The organism is Rhodococcus sp. B7740 (assembly GCF_000954115.1).
Taxonomy (GTDB): Bacteria; Actinomycetota; Actinomycetes; order Mycobacteriales; family Mycobacteriaceae; genus Rhodococcoides.
In genome coordinates this window covers 886,403-903,330 of sequence record NZ_CP010797.1, presented here as the reverse complement: position 1 = coordinate 903,330, position 16,928 = coordinate 886,403, and the positions used below count along the sequence as shown (strand labels likewise).

General features: G+C 62.7%; 16 protein-coding genes and 1 tRNA gene. 4 read left to right on the top strand and 13 right to left on the bottom strand.

Going from position 1 to position 16,928, the window contains the following annotated elements:
• Window positions 1–21: 21 nt before the first annotated feature.
• From NY08_RS04230 to NY08_RS04210, 5 genes are all read right to left on the bottom strand, one after another.
• Window positions 22–2,031: a TerD family protein gene (locus tag NY08_RS04230; RefSeq protein WP_045195037.1), complete on the bottom strand. Its 2,010-nt coding sequence runs from the start codon at window positions 2,029–2,031 to the stop codon at window positions 22–24.
• Between the two features lie 132 nt (window positions 2,032–2,163).
• Window positions 2,164–2,913, bottom strand: a complete 750-nt coding sequence (locus tag NY08_RS04225; protein ID WP_045195036.1) for an amino acid ABC transporter ATP-binding protein — start codon at window positions 2,911–2,913, stop codon at window positions 2,164–2,166.
• Between the two features lie 35 nt (window positions 2,914–2,948).
• A complete protein-coding gene (locus NY08_RS04220) occupies window positions 2,949–3,689 on the bottom strand; it encodes an amino acid ABC transporter permease (protein ID WP_045195034.1) in 741 nt (246 codons plus the stop codon).
• Between the two features lie 30 nt (window positions 3,690–3,719).
• Complete coding sequence (locus tag NY08_RS04215) at window positions 3,720–4,748, bottom strand: ABC transporter substrate-binding protein (protein WP_235387097.1); 1,029 nt, start codon at window positions 4,746–4,748, stop codon at window positions 3,720–3,722.
• Between the two features lie 37 nt (window positions 4,749–4,785).
• Complete coding sequence (locus NY08_RS04210; RefSeq protein WP_045199696.1) at window positions 4,786–5,790, bottom strand: LacI family DNA-binding transcriptional regulator; 1,005 nt, start codon at window positions 5,788–5,790, stop codon at window positions 4,786–4,788.
• Window positions 5,791–5,962: 172 nt separating this feature from the next.
• On the opposite strand from NY08_RS04210, the gene NY08_RS04205 reads away from it, so the two are divergent.
• From NY08_RS04205 to hydA, 4 genes are read left to right on the top strand one after another with little or no spacing between them, the layout of a single operon-like run.
• Window positions 5,963–6,925, top strand: a complete 963-nt coding sequence (locus NY08_RS04205; RefSeq protein WP_045195032.1) for a dihydrodipicolinate synthase family protein — start codon at window positions 5,963–5,965, stop codon at window positions 6,923–6,925.
• Window positions 6,915–8,063, top strand: a complete 1,149-nt coding sequence (locus NY08_RS04200) for an NAD(P)/FAD-dependent oxidoreductase (RefSeq protein ID WP_045195030.1) — start codon at window positions 6,915–6,917, stop codon at window positions 8,061–8,063. Before NY08_RS04205 ends, NY08_RS04200 begins: the two co-directional genes overlap by 11 nt.
• 13 nt (window positions 8,064–8,076) lie before the next feature.
• Window positions 8,077–8,463 (top strand): allophanate hydrolase-related protein, encoded by a 387-nt coding sequence (locus tag NY08_RS04195; protein WP_032398172.1) that lies wholly within the window; start codon window positions 8,077–8,079, stop codon window positions 8,461–8,463.
• A complete protein-coding gene (gene hydA, locus NY08_RS04190; RefSeq protein ID WP_045199694.1) occupies window positions 8,460–9,848 on the top strand; it encodes a dihydropyrimidinase in 1,389 nt (462 codons plus the stop codon). The genes NY08_RS04195 and hydA overlap by 4 nt, the downstream gene beginning before the upstream one ends.
• A gap of 50 nt (window positions 9,849–9,898) precedes the next feature.
• Here the strand turns inward: hydA and NY08_RS04185 are convergent, their stop codons facing one another.
• From NY08_RS04185 to NY08_RS04145, 8 genes are all read right to left on the bottom strand, one after another.
• Window positions 9,899–10,321 carry a hypothetical protein gene (locus NY08_RS04185; protein WP_045195027.1) on the bottom strand — a complete coding sequence of 141 codons (423 nt, stop codon included), beginning with the start codon at window positions 10,319–10,321 and terminating at the stop codon, window positions 9,899–9,901.
• A 605-nt stretch (window positions 10,322–10,926) separates the two neighbouring features.
• Window positions 10,927–11,000 (bottom strand) — tRNA-Pro (locus tag NY08_RS04175).
• Window positions 11,001–11,085: 85 nt separating this feature from the next.
• On the bottom strand, window positions 11,086–12,534 hold the full coding sequence (der, locus tag NY08_RS04170) for a ribosome biogenesis GTPase Der (RefSeq protein ID WP_032398188.1): 1,449 nt from the start codon (window positions 12,532–12,534) through the stop codon (window positions 11,086–11,088).
• Window positions 12,531–13,214, bottom strand: coding sequence for a (d)CMP kinase (cmk, locus tag NY08_RS04165; RefSeq protein ID WP_032398189.1), 684 nt, complete (start codon window positions 13,212–13,214; stop codon window positions 12,531–12,533). Before cmk ends, der begins: the two co-directional genes overlap by 4 nt.
• Window positions 13,214–14,407 (bottom strand): pseudouridine synthase, encoded by a 1,194-nt coding sequence (locus NY08_RS04160; RefSeq protein ID WP_082073686.1) that lies wholly within the window; start codon window positions 14,405–14,407, stop codon window positions 13,214–13,216. The genes cmk and NY08_RS04160 overlap by 1 nt, the downstream gene beginning before the upstream one ends.
• A gap of 12 nt (window positions 14,408–14,419) precedes the next feature.
• The gene (gene scpB, locus NY08_RS04155) at window positions 14,420–15,103 is read right to left on the bottom strand and encodes an SMC-Scp complex subunit ScpB (protein ID WP_045195024.1); all 684 of its coding nucleotides are present in this window, start codon (window positions 15,101–15,103) and stop codon (window positions 14,420–14,422) included.
• Complete coding sequence (locus NY08_RS04150) at window positions 15,100–15,936, bottom strand: segregation and condensation protein A (protein WP_032398191.1); 837 nt, start codon at window positions 15,934–15,936, stop codon at window positions 15,100–15,102. Before NY08_RS04150 ends, scpB begins: the two co-directional genes overlap by 4 nt.
• Window positions 15,933–16,859, bottom strand: a complete 927-nt coding sequence (locus tag NY08_RS04145) for a ParA family protein (protein WP_371828399.1) — start codon at window positions 16,857–16,859, stop codon at window positions 15,933–15,935. The genes NY08_RS04150 and NY08_RS04145 overlap by 4 nt, the downstream gene beginning before the upstream one ends.
• Window positions 16,860–16,928: the final 69 nt, after the last annotated feature.

Below are 16,928 nucleotides of genomic sequence, written 5' to 3'. Positions count from 1 at the left end.
ATCTGCAGTCCTGGACCGAGCTCAATACGAGGTCACAGCCGAGTCGCCTGAATTCTCGATCGAGACCGATTCCGGTGCCGAAGGGACCCATGGCTTCAAAGGCTGCACCACATCCCGATAGAAGGCGTCGAGACCGTCGGTCACGCTACCGATGAAGCTGGCCGCCGATCCCGAGCGCTTGCTACCCATCTTGGTCGGTGACGTCAGCGTGAAGTACTGCAGTTCGCTGATCCGGCCTGCGGTCAACGATTTGGTGTCCGAGCGCACTGTCGCCAAGTTCTCGCAGGATATTTCGCCTGGGTCTGCGAACACGGCTTCGACCAGGATGTCGGCAGGAGCGTTCTTCAATTGCTTGAGCAGCCATGATGCTCGTCGGAGCGCGGTCCCGTCGGTCGGCGCGTCGATAGCGGTGCTGCACTGAATCTTGTTGGTACGCAGGTCCGCTTCGACAGTGACATCTCCGGCGGCATCAGGAATGCGCAATGTGGCCGAGAGACAACCGGAGGCAACGAGTTGCTCGACGATGTACTCGTTGCGCGCCTGGGGATCTCCGCTGAACTTCCTCGGGAGGTGATGCTTCACCGGAACGCCGAGATCGGCAGTCATCCGCAAGGCCAGGTGCCTGGACAGCGACGCCCATGTATTCGCCACCGACAAGGCCTTCACATCGCCGGAGCGAAGCGTTCCTGCGGTGACCGAGTCGCGAACTGCAACCCAGTGGCGACCCATGTCGACGAACTCCGTCGCGCCTGACTTCGGGTGCGTCAGATACCGGACGAATTCGCTCAGAATCCATGCTTGCAGTGGATCCGCAAGGTCGCCGTGCGACAACAACATTCGAGCCTCGTGAATGACCTCGGACCAGGAGATATGCCGCAGGGAGACCTTGTTCAGCTTGGTCTTGTTCACCTGGACCGGGAGCTCACCGGCGGAGGCCGGAATGTCGTTGGACAAACTCAGAACGGTCTCGTATTTATGTCGTTTTGCGACATCGAGGTAATTCTCGAGCTGCTCTTTCTGTAGCTTGCCGGTGCCGGTTTTCACTTCCAGCAACGCTGTCCACACTTGGCCCGCGCGCGATACTCGAAACACACCGTCGGGGATGACCTTGCCCTCGCCCTTGACGAAATGCACTTCGAGGTATCCCTCGAAGGGACCGGACGGCGCTCCGGCATGTGCGCAGATTGCGCGAGCGAACGGACGAACCGCCTGCATCGTCGCGATCAGCGCCGAGGTGGCCCTCTTCTCCTGCTCCTCACCGGATCCGACACCGGACACGGAGAACAGGCGAGCCGTCTGCCACCCCTCTCCCCCGGCCAGGGTGAACTGAGGCGGCGCGACCTTCTTGGCAACGGGCTTCTTGGTGCGAACGCCGCGTTTCGGCGGTTCGACATCGACAACCGAGACGTCGACGATCTCACCGGTCGTATCGACGGCCAGCACGTGCGAGTCGGCGACCTCGACCACGACAACTTCATTCGCCGAAGCTTCGGGCTCGCCGTCGTCGACGTCGACGCCGAAGTCCTGGGCCAAACCACCCAATCCGGATTCCCAGCCATGACCGACCGCGCGTAGTTTCCACACGCCGTTCCGTCGGTACACCTCCCCGAACACCAATGCTCGTTCCGACGACGCATCGGCAGTGAGGAACTCCCCGAGCACCGAACCTGCTTGATCCCGCACCTGCATCGACAGTTTCCCGAATTCACCCAATGGAACATCGTCGGAGCTACCCGCGATGACCACCTTCTCGACTTCGGCTGCGAGAGAATCGAGATGGATCGACACTCGTTCCTGTTTGCCTTCGTCGGTGCTACTGCTCCCGCGGTAGCGTACGGTCGCGTCCGCGGACTCCGGCTGGTTGTAGAAGACGAAGTCTGCATCGGACCGAACGTGCCCGCTCGAATTCACCAGCAATGCAGACGCATCGAGATCTCGCTCCGGGTCTACCCAGGACACGATGACATCCAGTTCGGTCACGTCGTCCGGCAGAGAAATGTTCTGACCCTTGACGAGAATGGGTGAACTCACGCTGACACGCTCCTGTCGGACAAATCGGACTCCGACTGCTCACCCTATTCACAGCGTGACGGTGTGAGTCGAAGACGCCCGACATTCATTCATTCGGCCTACGGCACGCATGGTTGGCCCCGCTTGGGCCGGTCAGAGGATACGACTCAAGAACTGTTGTGTACGAGCGTTTTTTGGATTGTCGAAGAACTCGCGCGGAGGTGCTTCCTCCACGATCTTCCCGTCGCTCATGAAAACGACTCGGTCTGCGGCCGCTTTCGCGAAGCCCATTTCGTGGCTCACCACCACCATCGTCATACCCTCGTCTCGGAGTCGAAGCATGACGTCGAGCACCTCGTTGACCATCTCGGGATCGAGGGCAGAGGTGGGCTCGTCGAACAACATCACTTCGGGCTTCATTGCCAACGCTCGTGCGATCGCCACGCGTTGCTGCTGACCACCGGACAGTTGTGACGGATAGTTCCCTCCCTTGTCTGCAAGGCCGACGAGGTCGAGTAGTTCCTGAGCTTGCCTGCGCGCCTTGTTTTTCTGCGTGCCGAGGACATGACGTGGGCCCGATGCGACGTTGTCCAGCGCCGTCATCATGGGAAACAGGTTGAAGCTCTGGAACACCATTCCTGTGTGGTGCCGCTGCTTGGCGATCTGCGCCTCCGACAGCGGCGTTCGCTTGACCCCTTCTGAGTAGCCCATCATCTCGCCGCACACTCGGACGGTCCCGGATTCAATGGTCTCGAGACAGTTGAGCGTGCGCAGCAAGGTGCTCTTTCCACTTCCCGACGGCCCGAGCAGCAGGACCACTTCCCCTTTCTCCACCGTGAAATCGATGTCGTCGAGGACGACGAGATCGTTGTAGGCCTTGGTCATCTTCCTGACCTCGACCATCGTCGTGGCCTTCCTGGTAGTAGACGTCGCACTGGTCATCGGTTCACGGCCTCGGCTTTCATTGCGCTGTCGTCGAGCTTCGGACTCGACGGACCGCCCTTACGACGGTAATTGCGGTCGTATCCACGCCCTACCCGGACTTCGATCATCTTCTGAATCAACCCCCACAGAGTCGTCAGCACCAGGAAGTACAACGCTGCGGCGCAGAGCCCTTCCAGCACTCGGAAATTCACCTGCACCAGGAACTGGGTCCGCCTCAGCAATTCCTGTACGGAGATGACCGACACCAGAGTTGTGGTCTTGAGCAACCCGTTGAAGCTGTTGCCGAGTGGAGGAATCATCACCCGCAGCGCCTGTGGGAGAACCACCACGCGGAAGACCTTCGTGGGCGACATGCCGAGGGCTCGTGCCGCTTCGGTCTGTCCGGTCGGAACCGAGAGCAATCCGGAACGGACTATTTCCGACAGGTATGCGGCTTCGTTGAGAACCAGGCCCACGAGTGCCGCCTCGATCACGCCCAATTTGATGCCGACCTGAGGAAGTCCGGTATAGATGATCACCAACTGCACCAGTAGAGGCGTGCCGCGCATCAGCCACACGTAGAACCCGGCGACTATCCGCAGGGGTGCGAGCTTGGATGATCGCGCGGAGGCGACCACCACTGCGAGAGCGAGTCCGAGGATCATGCTGACTATGGTGAGCCAGATCGTGACCCACGCGCCCTCGAGCAGCTGGGTGCTCGTCAGGATGGAGAAGAATGCGTCCCAGGACCACATGTGGGTGCCTTTCGACTTACGTTGGTCGGATCAGCTTTCGAGAGGGCCGGTGCTCACGGCAATATCGCCGTCGTATCCGGTGACGTCGTACTGCTCGAACAGTTCGGGCAGATATCCGTCGCTCCTCATCTCCGACAGCACACGCGCAACCTCTGCAGAGGATTTGCTGTCCTTGGCGAATCCCATGGCCAGAGGTGCCTCGTTGATTCCACCGACGGCTGTCTCGAATCGTCCGTCTTCCTGGTAGAACGACGTGACCGACTCGACGATGGACGTGCCGTCGAGCTGGCCTGCCGAAAGCGCTTGATAGGCATCGGCATTGGTTTTGAATGTCTGCACTGTCAGTGCCGGCTTTCCTTCGGCCGCAAACTGCTCGGCCATGGCGGTCAGCGTGTCGAATTCGTATCCGGGCGCTTCGACCCCGATGGTCTTGCCCGCCAGGTCGTCCACGCTGGAGATCGATTCGGGGTTGCCCGACGGCACCGAGATCGAGACTGCCTGCACCTCGTACGGAACTAGATCGATCGTATCGGCACGTGCAGGCGTGTAGAACATTCCGGTGTCGATCATGTCCCAACGGCCGGCCTGCACACCGGGAATCTGTGCCTCGAACTCGATGTTGACGAACTTCGGCGTCAAACACAGGCGCTTGGCGATCTCCTTACCGAGGTCGACACGCATGCCGATCAAGTCGCCGTTCGGATCGACGTACTGCATGGGCGGAAGAGTCGCGTTGGTGGCCATCGTCAGTACGCCTTCTTCGGCAAGGTCCGAAGCACCGAGCGTGGGTGTGCAGTCCGTCGGCGCGGCTACGGAATCGTCCGAGGAACTACAGGCAGTGAGGCCGGCCACCACGACAGCGATAGCGGCGATTCCTGTTAACTTCGCATTGAGCGAGCCTTTCCATATCGACTGCAGCACTACACGTTCGAGGACGGGGCGGCAGCGACGATGAGGGAGTTGTTCGAGAAGAATCGATCTTTTGGGATCGATTGCATCAAGCGTCGCAGACGAATTCGGAGGCGTCAACGCGGTTAACACTGCCGACACGCGGTACATCAACTGTTAACCGTTCGCAGGTGATCGCGCTCACCGATCACAGTGCGGCACACGACGACCGCTCCACCAGACGAGCACCGATTCGATACGTGCGCCCATCGGGTTCGAGCGAATCCTTGATCTGCTGGAACAGCAGGTCCATTGCCACATTCGCCAACTGAGCGGCACCGTTGTCGACGACTGTGATTGCCGGCTGCCACATCGCGAGCCACGGCATGTCCTCGTGGCAGATCAGCGACAACTCGTCCGGCACCGACACTCCTCTGCCGACGAGCGTGGGCAGGATGCCGAAGACAGCCTCGTGGTTGGCCGCGTAGAGAGCAGTCATCGCCTGGGGTGCATCCAGTAACGAATTGATCGCTTCGGCGCCGAACTCCGTGGTGAACGGGCCTTTCCGGACGATCGTCTCGTCGACCGGAATACCTGCGTCGGCCAGCGCCAGTCGATAGCCCTCGTAGCGCTCACGTCCGGACGTCGCATCCTCGTTTCCACCGACATACCCGATACGACTGTGCCCGAGCTCGATCAGGTGCGCTGTCGCGTCGCGCCCACCCGTTACGTCATCTGCCAGCACCGTCGACGCAGAGCTCCCCTTCACCGAACGGATCAGGTTGACCACCGCTCGGCCCTGCTCCAGAAGCGCATTCGACGCCGCAGCACTTCGACCGCTGCCGATCACGATGGTTCCGTCGACGCCGTGCTCGCCCAGCATGGCCAGTACGTCGTCCTCGCGCGCCGGATCGGCATCGGTGATGCAGAGCAGTACCTGAAATCCACTGGCTGCTGCCCTCTTTTGGACGACCTCGGCGACAGTGTGAAAGGTCGCGTTGAGCAGGTTGTTCATGACCAGACCGATCAAATGCGACCGGTTGGAGCGCAGCGCGCTCGCGGCCCTGTTCGGCCGATACCCGAGAACCCGGGCCGCATCCTCCACCGCTGCCCGTGTCTCCGCCGAGATCAGCGACGATCCACTCAACGCGCGTGATGCCGTGCTGCGCGAAACCCCAGCAGCGCTCGCAACGTCGATCAAGGTGACCGCCATCGGTTCTCCGTTCTCTTGCTTCACGCCTAGGACAGACATATTCGACCGTGGTCGCGTTACAAGCACGTTTCCGGCTTGACGACTCGACCACCCCGAAGGCAGTCTATGCAATCGATCCCATAAATGCGGGTACGACGCGTCGTCGATCGTCCCGAGCCCGAAAGGCACTCCCATGAATCGCGATGATGTCGCGTGGTCCGGCTACTGGCCCGCTGCTCCCACACCGTTCACGCAGTCGGGTGCCGTCGATACCGAGGCAATTTTCGACTTGATGAATCTCTACGCGCAGACGGGTGTTCACGGTGTACTCGTGAACGGCAGCACAGGCGAATGGTTCAGCCAGAGCGACCACGAACGAAAGACCGTCGCGGAAGCATCGATCGATGCAGTCGCAGGCCGCTTTCCTGTCGTGATCGGTGTCAGCGCGTACACAGCTGCGCAGTCCTCCGCGCTCGCGAAGCACGCTGCTTCCGTCGGCGCGGACGGCATACTGGCGACGCCTCCGCCCTACGTACACACCTCGGCGGAAGAGACATTCCAGTACTACCGAAGCGTCAGCACCGCAACATCATTGCCGTTCATGGCCTACAACTGGCCACGGGGCGTTGCGGTCGACATGGGAACCTCACCCGACTTGTTCTCTCGACTGGCCGACCTGGACAACGTCGTCGCGATCAAAGACAGCACCGGTGATTGGCTCGCCATGCTCGACACCGTCGAGGCCGTGTCAGACCGCGTCCGTGTATTCGGGAGTTTTCTGCATCGACGCGGCCTTGCCACGCTGCTCGAGCTGGGCGGGGACGGCAACATCGACGGAGGTGGGGTGGGCGCGCCCTTCGCGGTGCCGTTCTACGAGGCCGTCGCTGCACGGGACGCCGACACCGCGCGCATGTGGGTCGATCGTTATCGCGCGTTCTCCGGCCGCCTCATCGCCTCGGACTACAGCGGCGTCTACGCCTCCCCCATCCCTCAGTTGAAGGCCGTGATGAACCTTCTCGGTCAACCAGGAGGCACTGTGCGAGAACCACTGCTTCCGGTCACCGACGCCGACACGCTTGCCTCGCTGCAATCGGTCATCGTCGAATCGAGTATCGACGATGCCTACGCGACCTTAGGAGCTGTGCATGCGAACTGAAGTCGACGTCGTTGTCATCGGAGCCGGAATCGTCGGCGCAGCAACGGCTCTCGCCCTCACCCGCGCGGGATCCCGCGTCGCTGTACTCGATCGCACCCTGCCCAACACCGCCGGCTCGGGTACGACCGCGGGCAACCTGCACATCCAGACGATTCACACCCGCAGGCCTGGGCAGGGCCGAGCCGTCGACGTCGAACAGCTACTTCCGTTGCAGAAGTCGACGAGCACATTGTGGAACACGCTGGACGAGACCGTGCCTGGTCTCGGGCTGAACCGGTGCGGCGGCTTCATGGTGGCCGAGACCGAAGAGCAGGTCCACGCCCTCATCACGAAGCACCGATGGGAACGCGATGCGGGGATTCCGACGGAGGTACTGAGCGGTGACGAAGCGCGGCAGGCGCTACCTCTGCTCGGCCCGAGCATTCAGGCCGCAACCTGGTGCCCGTGGGACGGATTCGCCGAACCCGACCTCGCAGCCCCTGCCCTGTTGCGACAGGTCGCGGCCGAGGGAGCGTCTGTACACCCGTCGACACCGGTGATCGGACTGACCCACGACGGTGACGTCTGGACCGTCGACACCAATGGTCGGACGTGGATTGCACCTGTGGTGATAGACGTTGCAGGTCCGTGGATGGCACCGATCGCCGCGATGGCGGGGATATCGCTCGAACTCGTCCCGACGTCGTTGCAAATGCACGCGCTGAAAGCCGCGCCCCGGACGCTCGAAGTGCTCGTACAGCACGTCGGGGAAGGAATGTCGATCAAGCAGAATCGATCGGGACGCCTCGTCCTCGGCGGCGGCTGGCCTGCAGGTGCGTTCCACGACAGCGAGCCGGCCCCGAGCAGATCCGACAGCACCACGGGAAACCTGGAGCAGGTTCGACGGCTTCTGCCTGCGCTGAGCCACAATGCGCTCCTCGATACATGGACCGGGCCCGTGGTCACCACGCCCGACGAAATGCCGGTCATCGGCGAACTCGCCGGCGCCCCGGGACTATTCGTGGCAGGCGGCACCTACTCCTTCACCTTCGCACCGCTCTGGGGACACATCCTCACCGAGCTGGTCCACGGTAGGAAACCAGAACTAGACGTAACAGCGTTCTCTCCGAACCGACTCGTCCGAATCCAAGCTCACTGAAAGAAGGCTTTGAATGGCACTGGTCACGATGTTCGTCAACGGACAGGCGATGTCCGGCGGCACCCTGAACGACGCGTTGCACAAGGCGCGATTCGTGGGGAAAATCGATACCGCACCGAAATACCGATTCTTCTCCGTGCGTAACGAATTTCCCGGTTTGCACCCGGTGACAACCGATGGATACGTGGTACCGGGCGAGCTCTACGAGGTCGAGTACGACGTATTGCGCGACGAGCTCCTACCCCGGGAACCGAAGGAACTCGAACTCGGGGTCATCGAGTTGGCGGATGGCTCGGGCTCCCTGTCGATGCGAATGCGCGAGAGCCATCTGACGGCCGCCGGTGTCACCGACATCAGTGACCGCGGCGGATGGCTGGCCTACCTCGCGAGCACACGATGAAGGTCGTGCGCGGTGGGATGGTCGTCGAATCCCACTGGGCCGCTCCGGCAGACCTGTTCATCGACGACGGCAGAGTCGTTGCGGTGCTCACCCCAGGGAGCGAGGTCGACGCGGCAGCAGAGGTCATCGATGCAACCGGGAAACTGGTGATGCCGGGTGGAGTCGATCCTCACTGCCACGTCGGGTTCACCTCCGGCGAATTCACCTCGCTCGATTCGTATTTGGAGTGCACGACGGCGGCCGTGTTCGGCGGCACCACCACGATCATCGACTTCGCTATCCCCCGTCCAGGTCAACAGCCGCTGGACGCCGCCGAGGTACAGCGCGCGAAAGCGTCGAGCGGACTGTGCGATTCGGCTCTGCACGCCTGCGTCGTCGAGTGGACCGACACTACGGCCGACCAACTGAAGACGCTGGCCGACGCCGGCATCCGAACTGTCAAGATGTTCACCACCTATGCCGGTGAGACGATGGCCAACGAACACACCATCCTCAACACGATGCAGACCACTCGCGACCTCGGCGGAATGGTCATCATCCACTGCGAATCCGACGCGATCGTCACCGATGCGCAGAACCTCGCGGCGGCATCGGACGGTGTCGATGCCGCACACATGTCGCAAACGCGGCCGGAGCTCGCCGAGACCGCCTCGGTCGCAGCCATTCTCGCGATCGCCGAATCACAGAGTGCACCGGTCTACTTCGTGCATCAGTCCACTCCGGCTGCCGTCGAACTGGTCGCGGACGCTCGCAAACGAGGACTTGTTGCCTTCACCGAATCGGTCGCCCACCATCTGATCCTCGACGACTCGGCCTACGAGGGTGAGCAACCGGAAGGATTCGTCTGCTGCCCACCGCTGCGCTCGGCCGAGGTGGTCGAGGAACTCGGGCGTCACCTGTTCACCGGGCACGTCACCACCATCGGTTCCGACCATTGCTGCTACGACACCGCACAGAAGCAGGTGCACAGCCACGACGTGCGGCATATGCCCAACGGACTCCCCGGAGTCGAGACGCGTCTCCCGGTGATCTACTCGCACTACGTGGACGGATTGGGTCTGACGGCCAGCAGATTCGTGGAGTTGACCTCGGCGAATCCAGCGCGCACCAATGGCCTCTATCCACGCAAGGGCTCACTGATGCCGGGGTCCGACGCCGACATCGCGATCTGGGACCCCGAACTGGAATGGACGGTGACCACCGAATCACTCCACATGGCGACCGACTACACCCCGTACGAGGGACACCGACTTCGAGGAAAGCCGGTCACCGTGATCGTGGGCGGCGAGATTGTTGTCCACGACGGCGAACTCATCGACGCCACTCCCCGCGGTCGACACCTCGAGGCCTCACCCCTCGACTTCAGCGGGGCATTCAGTATGTGATCCTCGTACACGAGCGATCTCGCTCTTCGTCCACGGACGATCCGATAGGTCTACTTGTCGGCAAGTCCCGTTGCCGCTGCCAAATATTCGCGTGAGTCTCGAAATGTCTGCGCAACACCGCGTCCCGCGATGGCGTGGTACCGACTGAGCCGGTCGTCATCGAGAGCTTCGAGGACGGTACTGGAATCCGCATGCATCCAACCACCGTCTCGAACCAATTCGTGGGCGCGTTTGCTGGGTAGCGCCGAAATTCCCTCGACCCTGATCCCATTCGGATCGGTCGACGCCGCGATGTAATAGGCCTTCTTGCCGGGGTACCCGGCCTTGACCTTCTCGCGCAACCGGAAGACGGCATCGGCCGCGTCGTCGATGGCCGATGCCTGTTCGTCGGAGCCCGATTCGGCGGCAGAGATTCGCGCGATCTCTCCATCGAGCGCGGAAAGCAAAGTGGCGAGGTACTCGAGATCGCTCATGGACCCATGATGCCCTAGATCAGTGATCCCTCGGACCAACACCCGACCGCAGGATGTCGGCGCCTGTACAGCTCGGGCTCAACCTGAGCAAGCGCACAGTCCAGATGCCTACCGGCGATGTCATGGACCGCTGACGAGGCGGAGATCCCCGAACGGTTGCCCGCACCACCTGCAACTTCCACCGATGTAGTCGTGCCCGTCTTCACGCTCGCATTCGTCGACTGCGCATCCGCTGCCGCACGAGAGCATTTGGCCACATCGGCACCGCTCACCGTCACAGCCTGGGTGATGAAGTGCTCCCGGCGGCGCAGAGCAGTCGTGGCACTTTCTCCGTCCATTGGGTATTCGACTAGGCCGCCATGTGCAACCCACCGACTCGAGCATTTCCAGTTCACACGCCATGCAGATCGCCATGCCGTGGAGAATCGCACAGAGCACCGACACCAGAATTTTTCGGAGTTCGCGCGTCGCCATGCCTCGGCAAGTTCATACCCCACGAATTCGAGACGATAACCCGGACAGGCTGGTGACACCCCCGCGGCACGCACACAAAAAAGACGGCTCCGGAATTCTCCGAAACCGCCTCTGGCCTGCATCTATCTATGTCGGGCTGACAGGATTTGAACCTGCGACCACTTGACCCCCAGTCAAGTGCGCTACCAAGCTGCGCCACAGCCCGCCGCGCCTCGAAAGGCGCTTGCTGAGATTACCCCAGCCCTACCCCTGAGAGGAAATCGCCTGCTCAGGGGCGGTACCGGACTACGTCAGCGGTTGTTGCCCTTGCCCGGCCGTTCCCGCTTCTCCCGGATACGCACCGATACACGCACGGGGCTGCCGTCGAAGTTGAACTCCTCACGCAGACGCCGCTCGATGAATCGGCGATAGCCGGCCTCGAGGAACCCTGTGGTGAACAGCACGAACGTCGGCGGCCGCGTGCTGGCCTGCGTCGCGAACATGATGCGCGGCAGACGTCCGCCACGCATCGGCGGCGGTGTGGCCGCCACGACTTCCTTGAGCCACGTGTTGAGGCGTCCGGTGGGCACTCGCTTGTCCCATGACTCCAGAGCCGTCTCGAGCGCAGGTACGAGCTTCTGTACCGCACGGCCGGTCTGTGCCGAGATGTTCACACGCTGCGCCCACGGCACCCGAGCGAGATCACGATCGATCTCCTTCTCGAGCTGCTGACGACGATCGTCGTCCACCAGATCCCACTTGTTGAACGCCAACACCAACGCGCGGCCGGCATCGGAGACCATGCTCAGCACACGCATGTCCTGCTCCGAGATCACCTGTGAGGCATCGAGAAGCAGAATCGCGACCTCGGCGGCCTCGATGGCGGACTTGGTGCGCAGCGACGCGTAGAACTCGGCACCGCTGGCATGGCTGACGCGCTTACGCAGTCCTGCGGTATCGACGAATCGCCAAGTCTTGCCGCCCAATTCGACCAACGAGTCGACAGGATCGACGGTGGTGCCGGCAACATCGTGCACCACCGAGCGCTCGTCGCCCGACAGCTTGTTGATCAACGAGGACTTGCCAACGTTCGGCTTACCGACCAGAGCGACACGCCTGGGTCCCCCACCGGGAATTCCCTCACGCGGCGTCTCGGGCAAGGCCTCGAGCACGCGATCGAGCAGATCACCGGTACCGCGCCCGTGGGTGGCCGAGACCGACAGCGGCTCCCCCAGACCCAGTGACCACAGCGCGGCAACCTCGGACTCGGTGCGGCCGTCGTCGACCTTGTTGGCCACCAACAGAACCGGAGTCTTCGAGCGACGCAGTACTCGCGCCACTGCCTCGTCCGTCGTCGTCGAACCGACTCGCGCGTCGACGACCAACAGGATCGCGTCGGCGGTGTTCATCGCCAACTCGGCCTGGCGCGCAACGGATTGCTGCAGACCCTTCGCGTCGGGTTCCCAACCGCCGGTGTCCTGCACCAGGAAGCGTCGACCACTCCAGTTCGCCTCGTACGACACCCGGTCGCGGGTGACGCCTGGGACGTCTTCGACCACTGCTTCGCGTCGTCCGATGATGCGGTTGACGAGCGTCGACTTACCGACGTTCGGTCGGCCCACCACGGCGAGAGTCGGTACGGCTACGGCATCTTCGCCGTCTTCACCTTCGTTGAGGTCGACGTACTCCCACTCGCCCTCGTCACTCCATGTTCCGTCGCCCGCGGTTTCCGCTGCGCCGGAGAAGAATTCTTCACTCACTGGACTGCTCCACTTCTGTCGTTCACCACGAGCAGCAAACGCTCGATCACGCCGTCGAGATCCAGCTCGCTGGTATCGACGATCACCGAATCCTCGGCGGGACGAAGCGGTGACACTGCTCTCGTCGAATCTGCGTGATCGCGGCGTTGCACGTCCGCGAGCACGGATTCGTAGTCGTCGTCGCGACCCTGTTCGATGTTCTGTTTGTTGCGACGCTGTGCCCGCGCTTCCGGTGAGGCAGTCAGGAACACCTTCACGTCGGCGTCGGGAAGAACGACGGTGCCGATGTCGCGTCCCTCTACCACGATTCGCGTCGACGAACTCGCAAGGTCGCGCTGCATCTGCACCAAGAGCTCGCGCACCGCAGGCACTGCGGACACGGCAGAGACGGCCTTGGTGACCGCATCGCCGCGGATTTCGCCGCTGACGTCTTCACCGTCGAGCAAAACGGTCTCGGACAGCGGGTCCTTGCCGATCTCGAGGGGAAGTGCTGCAACAGCTTTCGCGACAGCGTCTGCATCGGTGGGCTCGACGCCCGAGCGCAGCACCCACACCGTCGCCACGCGGTACATCGCACCGGTGTCGAGGTAGCTTGCTTCGAGTGCCGATGCGAGCCTGCGCGATACCGACGATTTGCCGGTGCCCGAAGGCCCGTCCATCGCCACGACGAGCGCGCTCATCACAGGCCCACGGATTCGTAGAGCTTGCCGATCTCGCCGCGTCCGAGGACACGCAGTGTTCCTGGACGCTGATCGCCGAGCACGATGTTGCCGACATCGGTACGCACGAGACGTCCGACGGGGAAGCCGACCTTGTCGAACAACCGACGCACGATGTGCTTGCGGCCCTCGTGGAGCGTCACCTTGACGAGAGACTTGCCGTCCGAGATGTCGAGCAGCTGGAAGCCGTCGACCTTCACCGGGCCGTCGTCGAGGGTCACGCCTTCACGCAGCTGCTTGCCCAGAGTGCGGGGAATGGTGCCGAACAGCGTCGCGAGGTAGGTCTTGGAGACCTCGAACGACGGGTGCATCAGACGGTGAGCAAGATCACCGTCGTTGGTGAAGAGCAACAGCCCCTCGGTGTCGGCATCGAGGCGTCCGACGTGGAACAGTCGCTGCCCCGCCTGTACGCGCTCGGAGACGATGTCGCCGACGCACGGGCGTCCCAGATCGTCGGACATGGTGCACTGCCATCCACGCGGCTTGTTCATCGCGAGGTGAACGAGCTCTTCCTTCACGACCACGCGAGTGCCGTCGACGCGGACCACAGCGATGTTGGGATCGATGCGGATGCCCTGTTCGGTGACGATGCGTCCGTCGACCTCGACGCGGCCGTCGGCGATCAGTTCCTCGGCGGCACGACGCGATGCGACGCCTGCCTGCGCGAGCACCTTCTGCAACCGAACGCCTTCACCGGCGGGTACGTGCTTGCGCGGTGAGGAATCGGTGTGCTGATGCTTCGCCGGTTTGGCGTTGCTGATCGTGGTCGACGGAACCTGCTTCTTCTGCGGCTTCGGCGGCTTGGGACGCGAGGGCTTCTTGCGAGGAACGGCGTCGTTGCTGCGGTCGTTGATGCCGGTCTCGACAGGCTTGTAATCGAAGGATTCCTGCTCGACGCCCTTGCGCGGGGCCGGCCGGGCACCTGCACGAGGAGCTCCGGTGCGGGGTGCACCAGCACGGGGTCCCCCGGTACGAGGGGCGCCAGCGCGAGGGGCTCCGGTACGGGGAGCGCCGTCACGGGGCGCCGCGTCGCGGGTGCGATCTCCGCGGCGCGCGTCACGCGGAGTGTCCGACCTACCTGCGGTCGGCTTCCTGCGTGGGTCTTGTCTCTTGTTACGGTCCGGTGTGCCATCACGGCGAGCGGGCTTGTTCACTTGTCTTACCTATCAGTCGTCCGAGTCGAGCTCGGCTGCCGGATCGGGTTTCGATCCGCGGTTCTTGGTGGAGCGGGTCGTTCTCGGGTCGGTGTCCATGCTGTCACTGATCTCGTCGATCAGGTCCACACCCGGCAACAGCGGTGCCAGTTCGGGTAGATCACCGAGCGATGCGAGCCCGAGCCGTTCGAGGAACAACTCGGTGGTGCAGTACATCGTGCCGTTCGTCTCCGGGTCCGTTCCTGCTTCGGAGATCAGTCCACGGGCGAGCAACGTACGCATCACTCCATCGACGTTGACTCCACGTACGGCGCTGACTCGTGCGCGGGTCAACGGTTGACGATATGCGATCACGGCCAGGGTTTCCAATGCCGCGCGTGTGAGCTTGGACCGAGCCCCGTCCAGAAGCAGCCGCTCGACGTACGGCGCATAGGCGGTTCGGGTGTAGAAACGCCATCCGTCACCGGCGTAACGGAGGTCTATTCCGCTGGTTCGTTCGGTCAGTGCGGCAGCCATCTCGTTCAGGGTTGCGCGCACGCGCGCTACCGACGCACCCACCGCCGAGGCGAGTTGCTCGTCCGAGGCAGGGGTATCGACGATCAGCAACACAGCTTCCAGAGCCGAGGCGAGGGTGGCGTCGTCGAGCTCCTCGGAATTCTCGCCGTCCTCGAGCTCGAGCTCCGGGTCGACACTCATGCGTAGTCCTCTTCCGTGACCACGATGGGTCCTTCGTCCTTACCGGTCCAACTCACTCGGAGATCGCCGAGCGGCTCGGGCTGTTCGAACGCGATCACCTGTTGGCGGAACAGCTCCAGCAACGCCAGGAATCGCGCGATTATTTCGACCTGCACCTCGCAGTCCTGCACCAACTCCGAGAACGATGCCCACTCGTTGAGGCCTCGGCCCTGCAGATTGTCGAGCAGCCACGCCGCCTGCTCCGGGATCGAGACCGCGTGCTGATGGATGTGATCGAGCCCCACCTGCGGAATCGGTTTGGGTCGAAATGCCGCAGCGGCGATGTCGGCGAATGTGGCCGGGTCGACGCCGAGCAGCACCTCGGGAATCAGATCGGCGTACCTGTCCTCCACCGACACCGATCGCGGATAACGTCGCAGCGCAGCAGCTTCCAGTTCACCGAACAGCAGAGCGACCTGCTTGTAGGCCCGGTATTGAAGTAGCCGGGCGAACAGTAGATCTCGAACTTCGAGCAGCGCAAGATCCTCGGCGTCCTCCACATCGCCCGAGGGCAGCAACCGTGCTGCCTTGAGGTCGAGCAGCGTCGCGGCGACGACGAGGAATTCCGTCGTCTGGTCGAGGCCGACATCGGCACCGAGCGACTTGGTGAACGAGATGAAATCGTCGGTGACGGTGTGCAACGCCACTTCGGTGACGTCCATTCGATGCTGACTGATCAACGACAGCAGCAGATCGAACGGACCCTCGAAGTTGAGCAACCGCACCCGGAATTTCGACGGATCCGCGTCGGCCGGAACCTCGATCGGGGCCTCGTCGGCAGCGTCGACGGTCACGGACCCGACCGGTAGATCACCTCGCGCGCGAGGGCGCGGTACGCCTGTGCGCCGCCGGATTTCGGAGCCCACGTGGTGATCGGCTCACCGGCCACACTGGTTTCCGGGAACCGAACCGTACGAGTGATCACCGTGTCGTAGACGACGTCGCCGAACACCTCGACCACTCGCGTCATCACCTCACGCGAGTGCAATGTGCGGGCGTCGAACATCGTCACCACGATGCCGGCCAACGTGAGCCTCGGGTTGAGCCGATCGCGCACCTTCTCGACGGTGTCGTTCAACAACGCCAGTCCGCGCAGACTGAAGTACTCGCACTCCATGGGGATCAGCACTTCGTCGGCACACGTGAGCGCGTTGACCGTCAACAGACCGAGCGACGGCTGGCAATCGATGAGGACGTAGTCGTAGCGATCGAGAATCGGATGCAGCACCCGCCCGAGTGTCTGCTCCCGGCCGACCTCGGTGACCAACTGAATCTCGGCTGCGGAGAGATCGATGTTGCTGGGCATCAGATCGAGGTTCTCGACGCGAGTGCGCATGATGATGTCGTCGGCGGAGACCTTCGCTTCGACGAGGAGGTTGTAGACCGTCAGATCGAGCTCGTGATGTGCGACGCCCAATCCCGCAGACAGTGCGCCCTGCGGGTCGAGATCCACGAGCAGCACGCGGCGGCCGTAGCCGGCCAACGAGGCACCGAGATTGATGGTCGACGTCGTCTTGCCGACGCCACCTTTCTGGTTACACATCGCGATGATCTTGGCCGGGCCGTGACTGGCCAGCGGTTGCGGATCGGGGACGGCCCTGGTCTTGCGACCGGTGGGCCCGAGCTCGTTCGGCGCGGGAATGATGTCGTGAGTCTCCCGACTGGATTCCGGTTGACGCGTCTGGAACAGGGCACCGTCGAGATGCGGATGATTCAAGCCTGACTCCGCCGCTGGCGGCTGCGGTGTCGACACGTTCCAGCGCTCCCCTGTCCCGTTCGTCTTCGA

Excerpts from the sequence above, each read along its gene's own strand:
- NY08_RS04225 (WP_045195036.1), bottom strand. The coding sequence starts at position 2,913 with ATGGTCGAGGTCAGGAAGATGACCAAGGCCTACAACGATCTCGTCGTC.
- NY08_RS04220 (WP_045195034.1), bottom strand. The coding sequence starts at position 3,689 with ATGTGGTCCTGGGACGCATTCTTCTCCATCCTGACGAGCACCCAGCTG.
- NY08_RS04215 (WP_235387097.1), bottom strand. The coding sequence starts at position 4,748 with ATGTACCGCGTGTCGGCAGTGTTAACCGCGTTGACGCCTCCGAATTCG.
- NY08_RS04210 (WP_045199696.1), bottom strand. The coding sequence starts at position 5,790 with ATGGCGGTCACCTTGATCGACGTTGCGAGCGCTGCTGGGGTTTCGCGC.
- NY08_RS04205 (WP_045195032.1), top strand. The coding sequence starts at position 5,963 with ATGAATCGCGATGATGTCGCGTGGTCCGGCTACTGGCCCGCTGCTCCC.
- NY08_RS04200 (WP_045195030.1), top strand. The coding sequence starts at position 6,915 with ATGCGAACTGAAGTCGACGTCGTTGTCATCGGAGCCGGAATCGTCGGC.
- NY08_RS04195 (WP_032398172.1), top strand. The coding sequence starts at position 8,077 with ATGGCACTGGTCACGATGTTCGTCAACGGACAGGCGATGTCCGGCGGC.
- hydA (WP_045199694.1), top strand. The coding sequence starts at position 8,460 with ATGAAGGTCGTGCGCGGTGGGATGGTCGTCGAATCCCACTGGGCCGCT.
- NY08_RS04185 (WP_045195027.1), bottom strand. The coding sequence starts at position 10,321 with ATGAGCGATCTCGAGTACCTCGCCACTTTGCTTTCCGCGCTCGATGGA.
- cmk (WP_032398189.1), bottom strand. The coding sequence starts at position 13,214 with ATGAGCGCGCTCGTCGTGGCGATGGACGGGCCTTCGGGCACCGGCAAA.
- scpB (WP_045195024.1), bottom strand. The coding sequence starts at position 15,103 with ATGAGTGTCGACCCGGAGCTCGAGCTCGAGGACGGCGAGAATTCCGAG.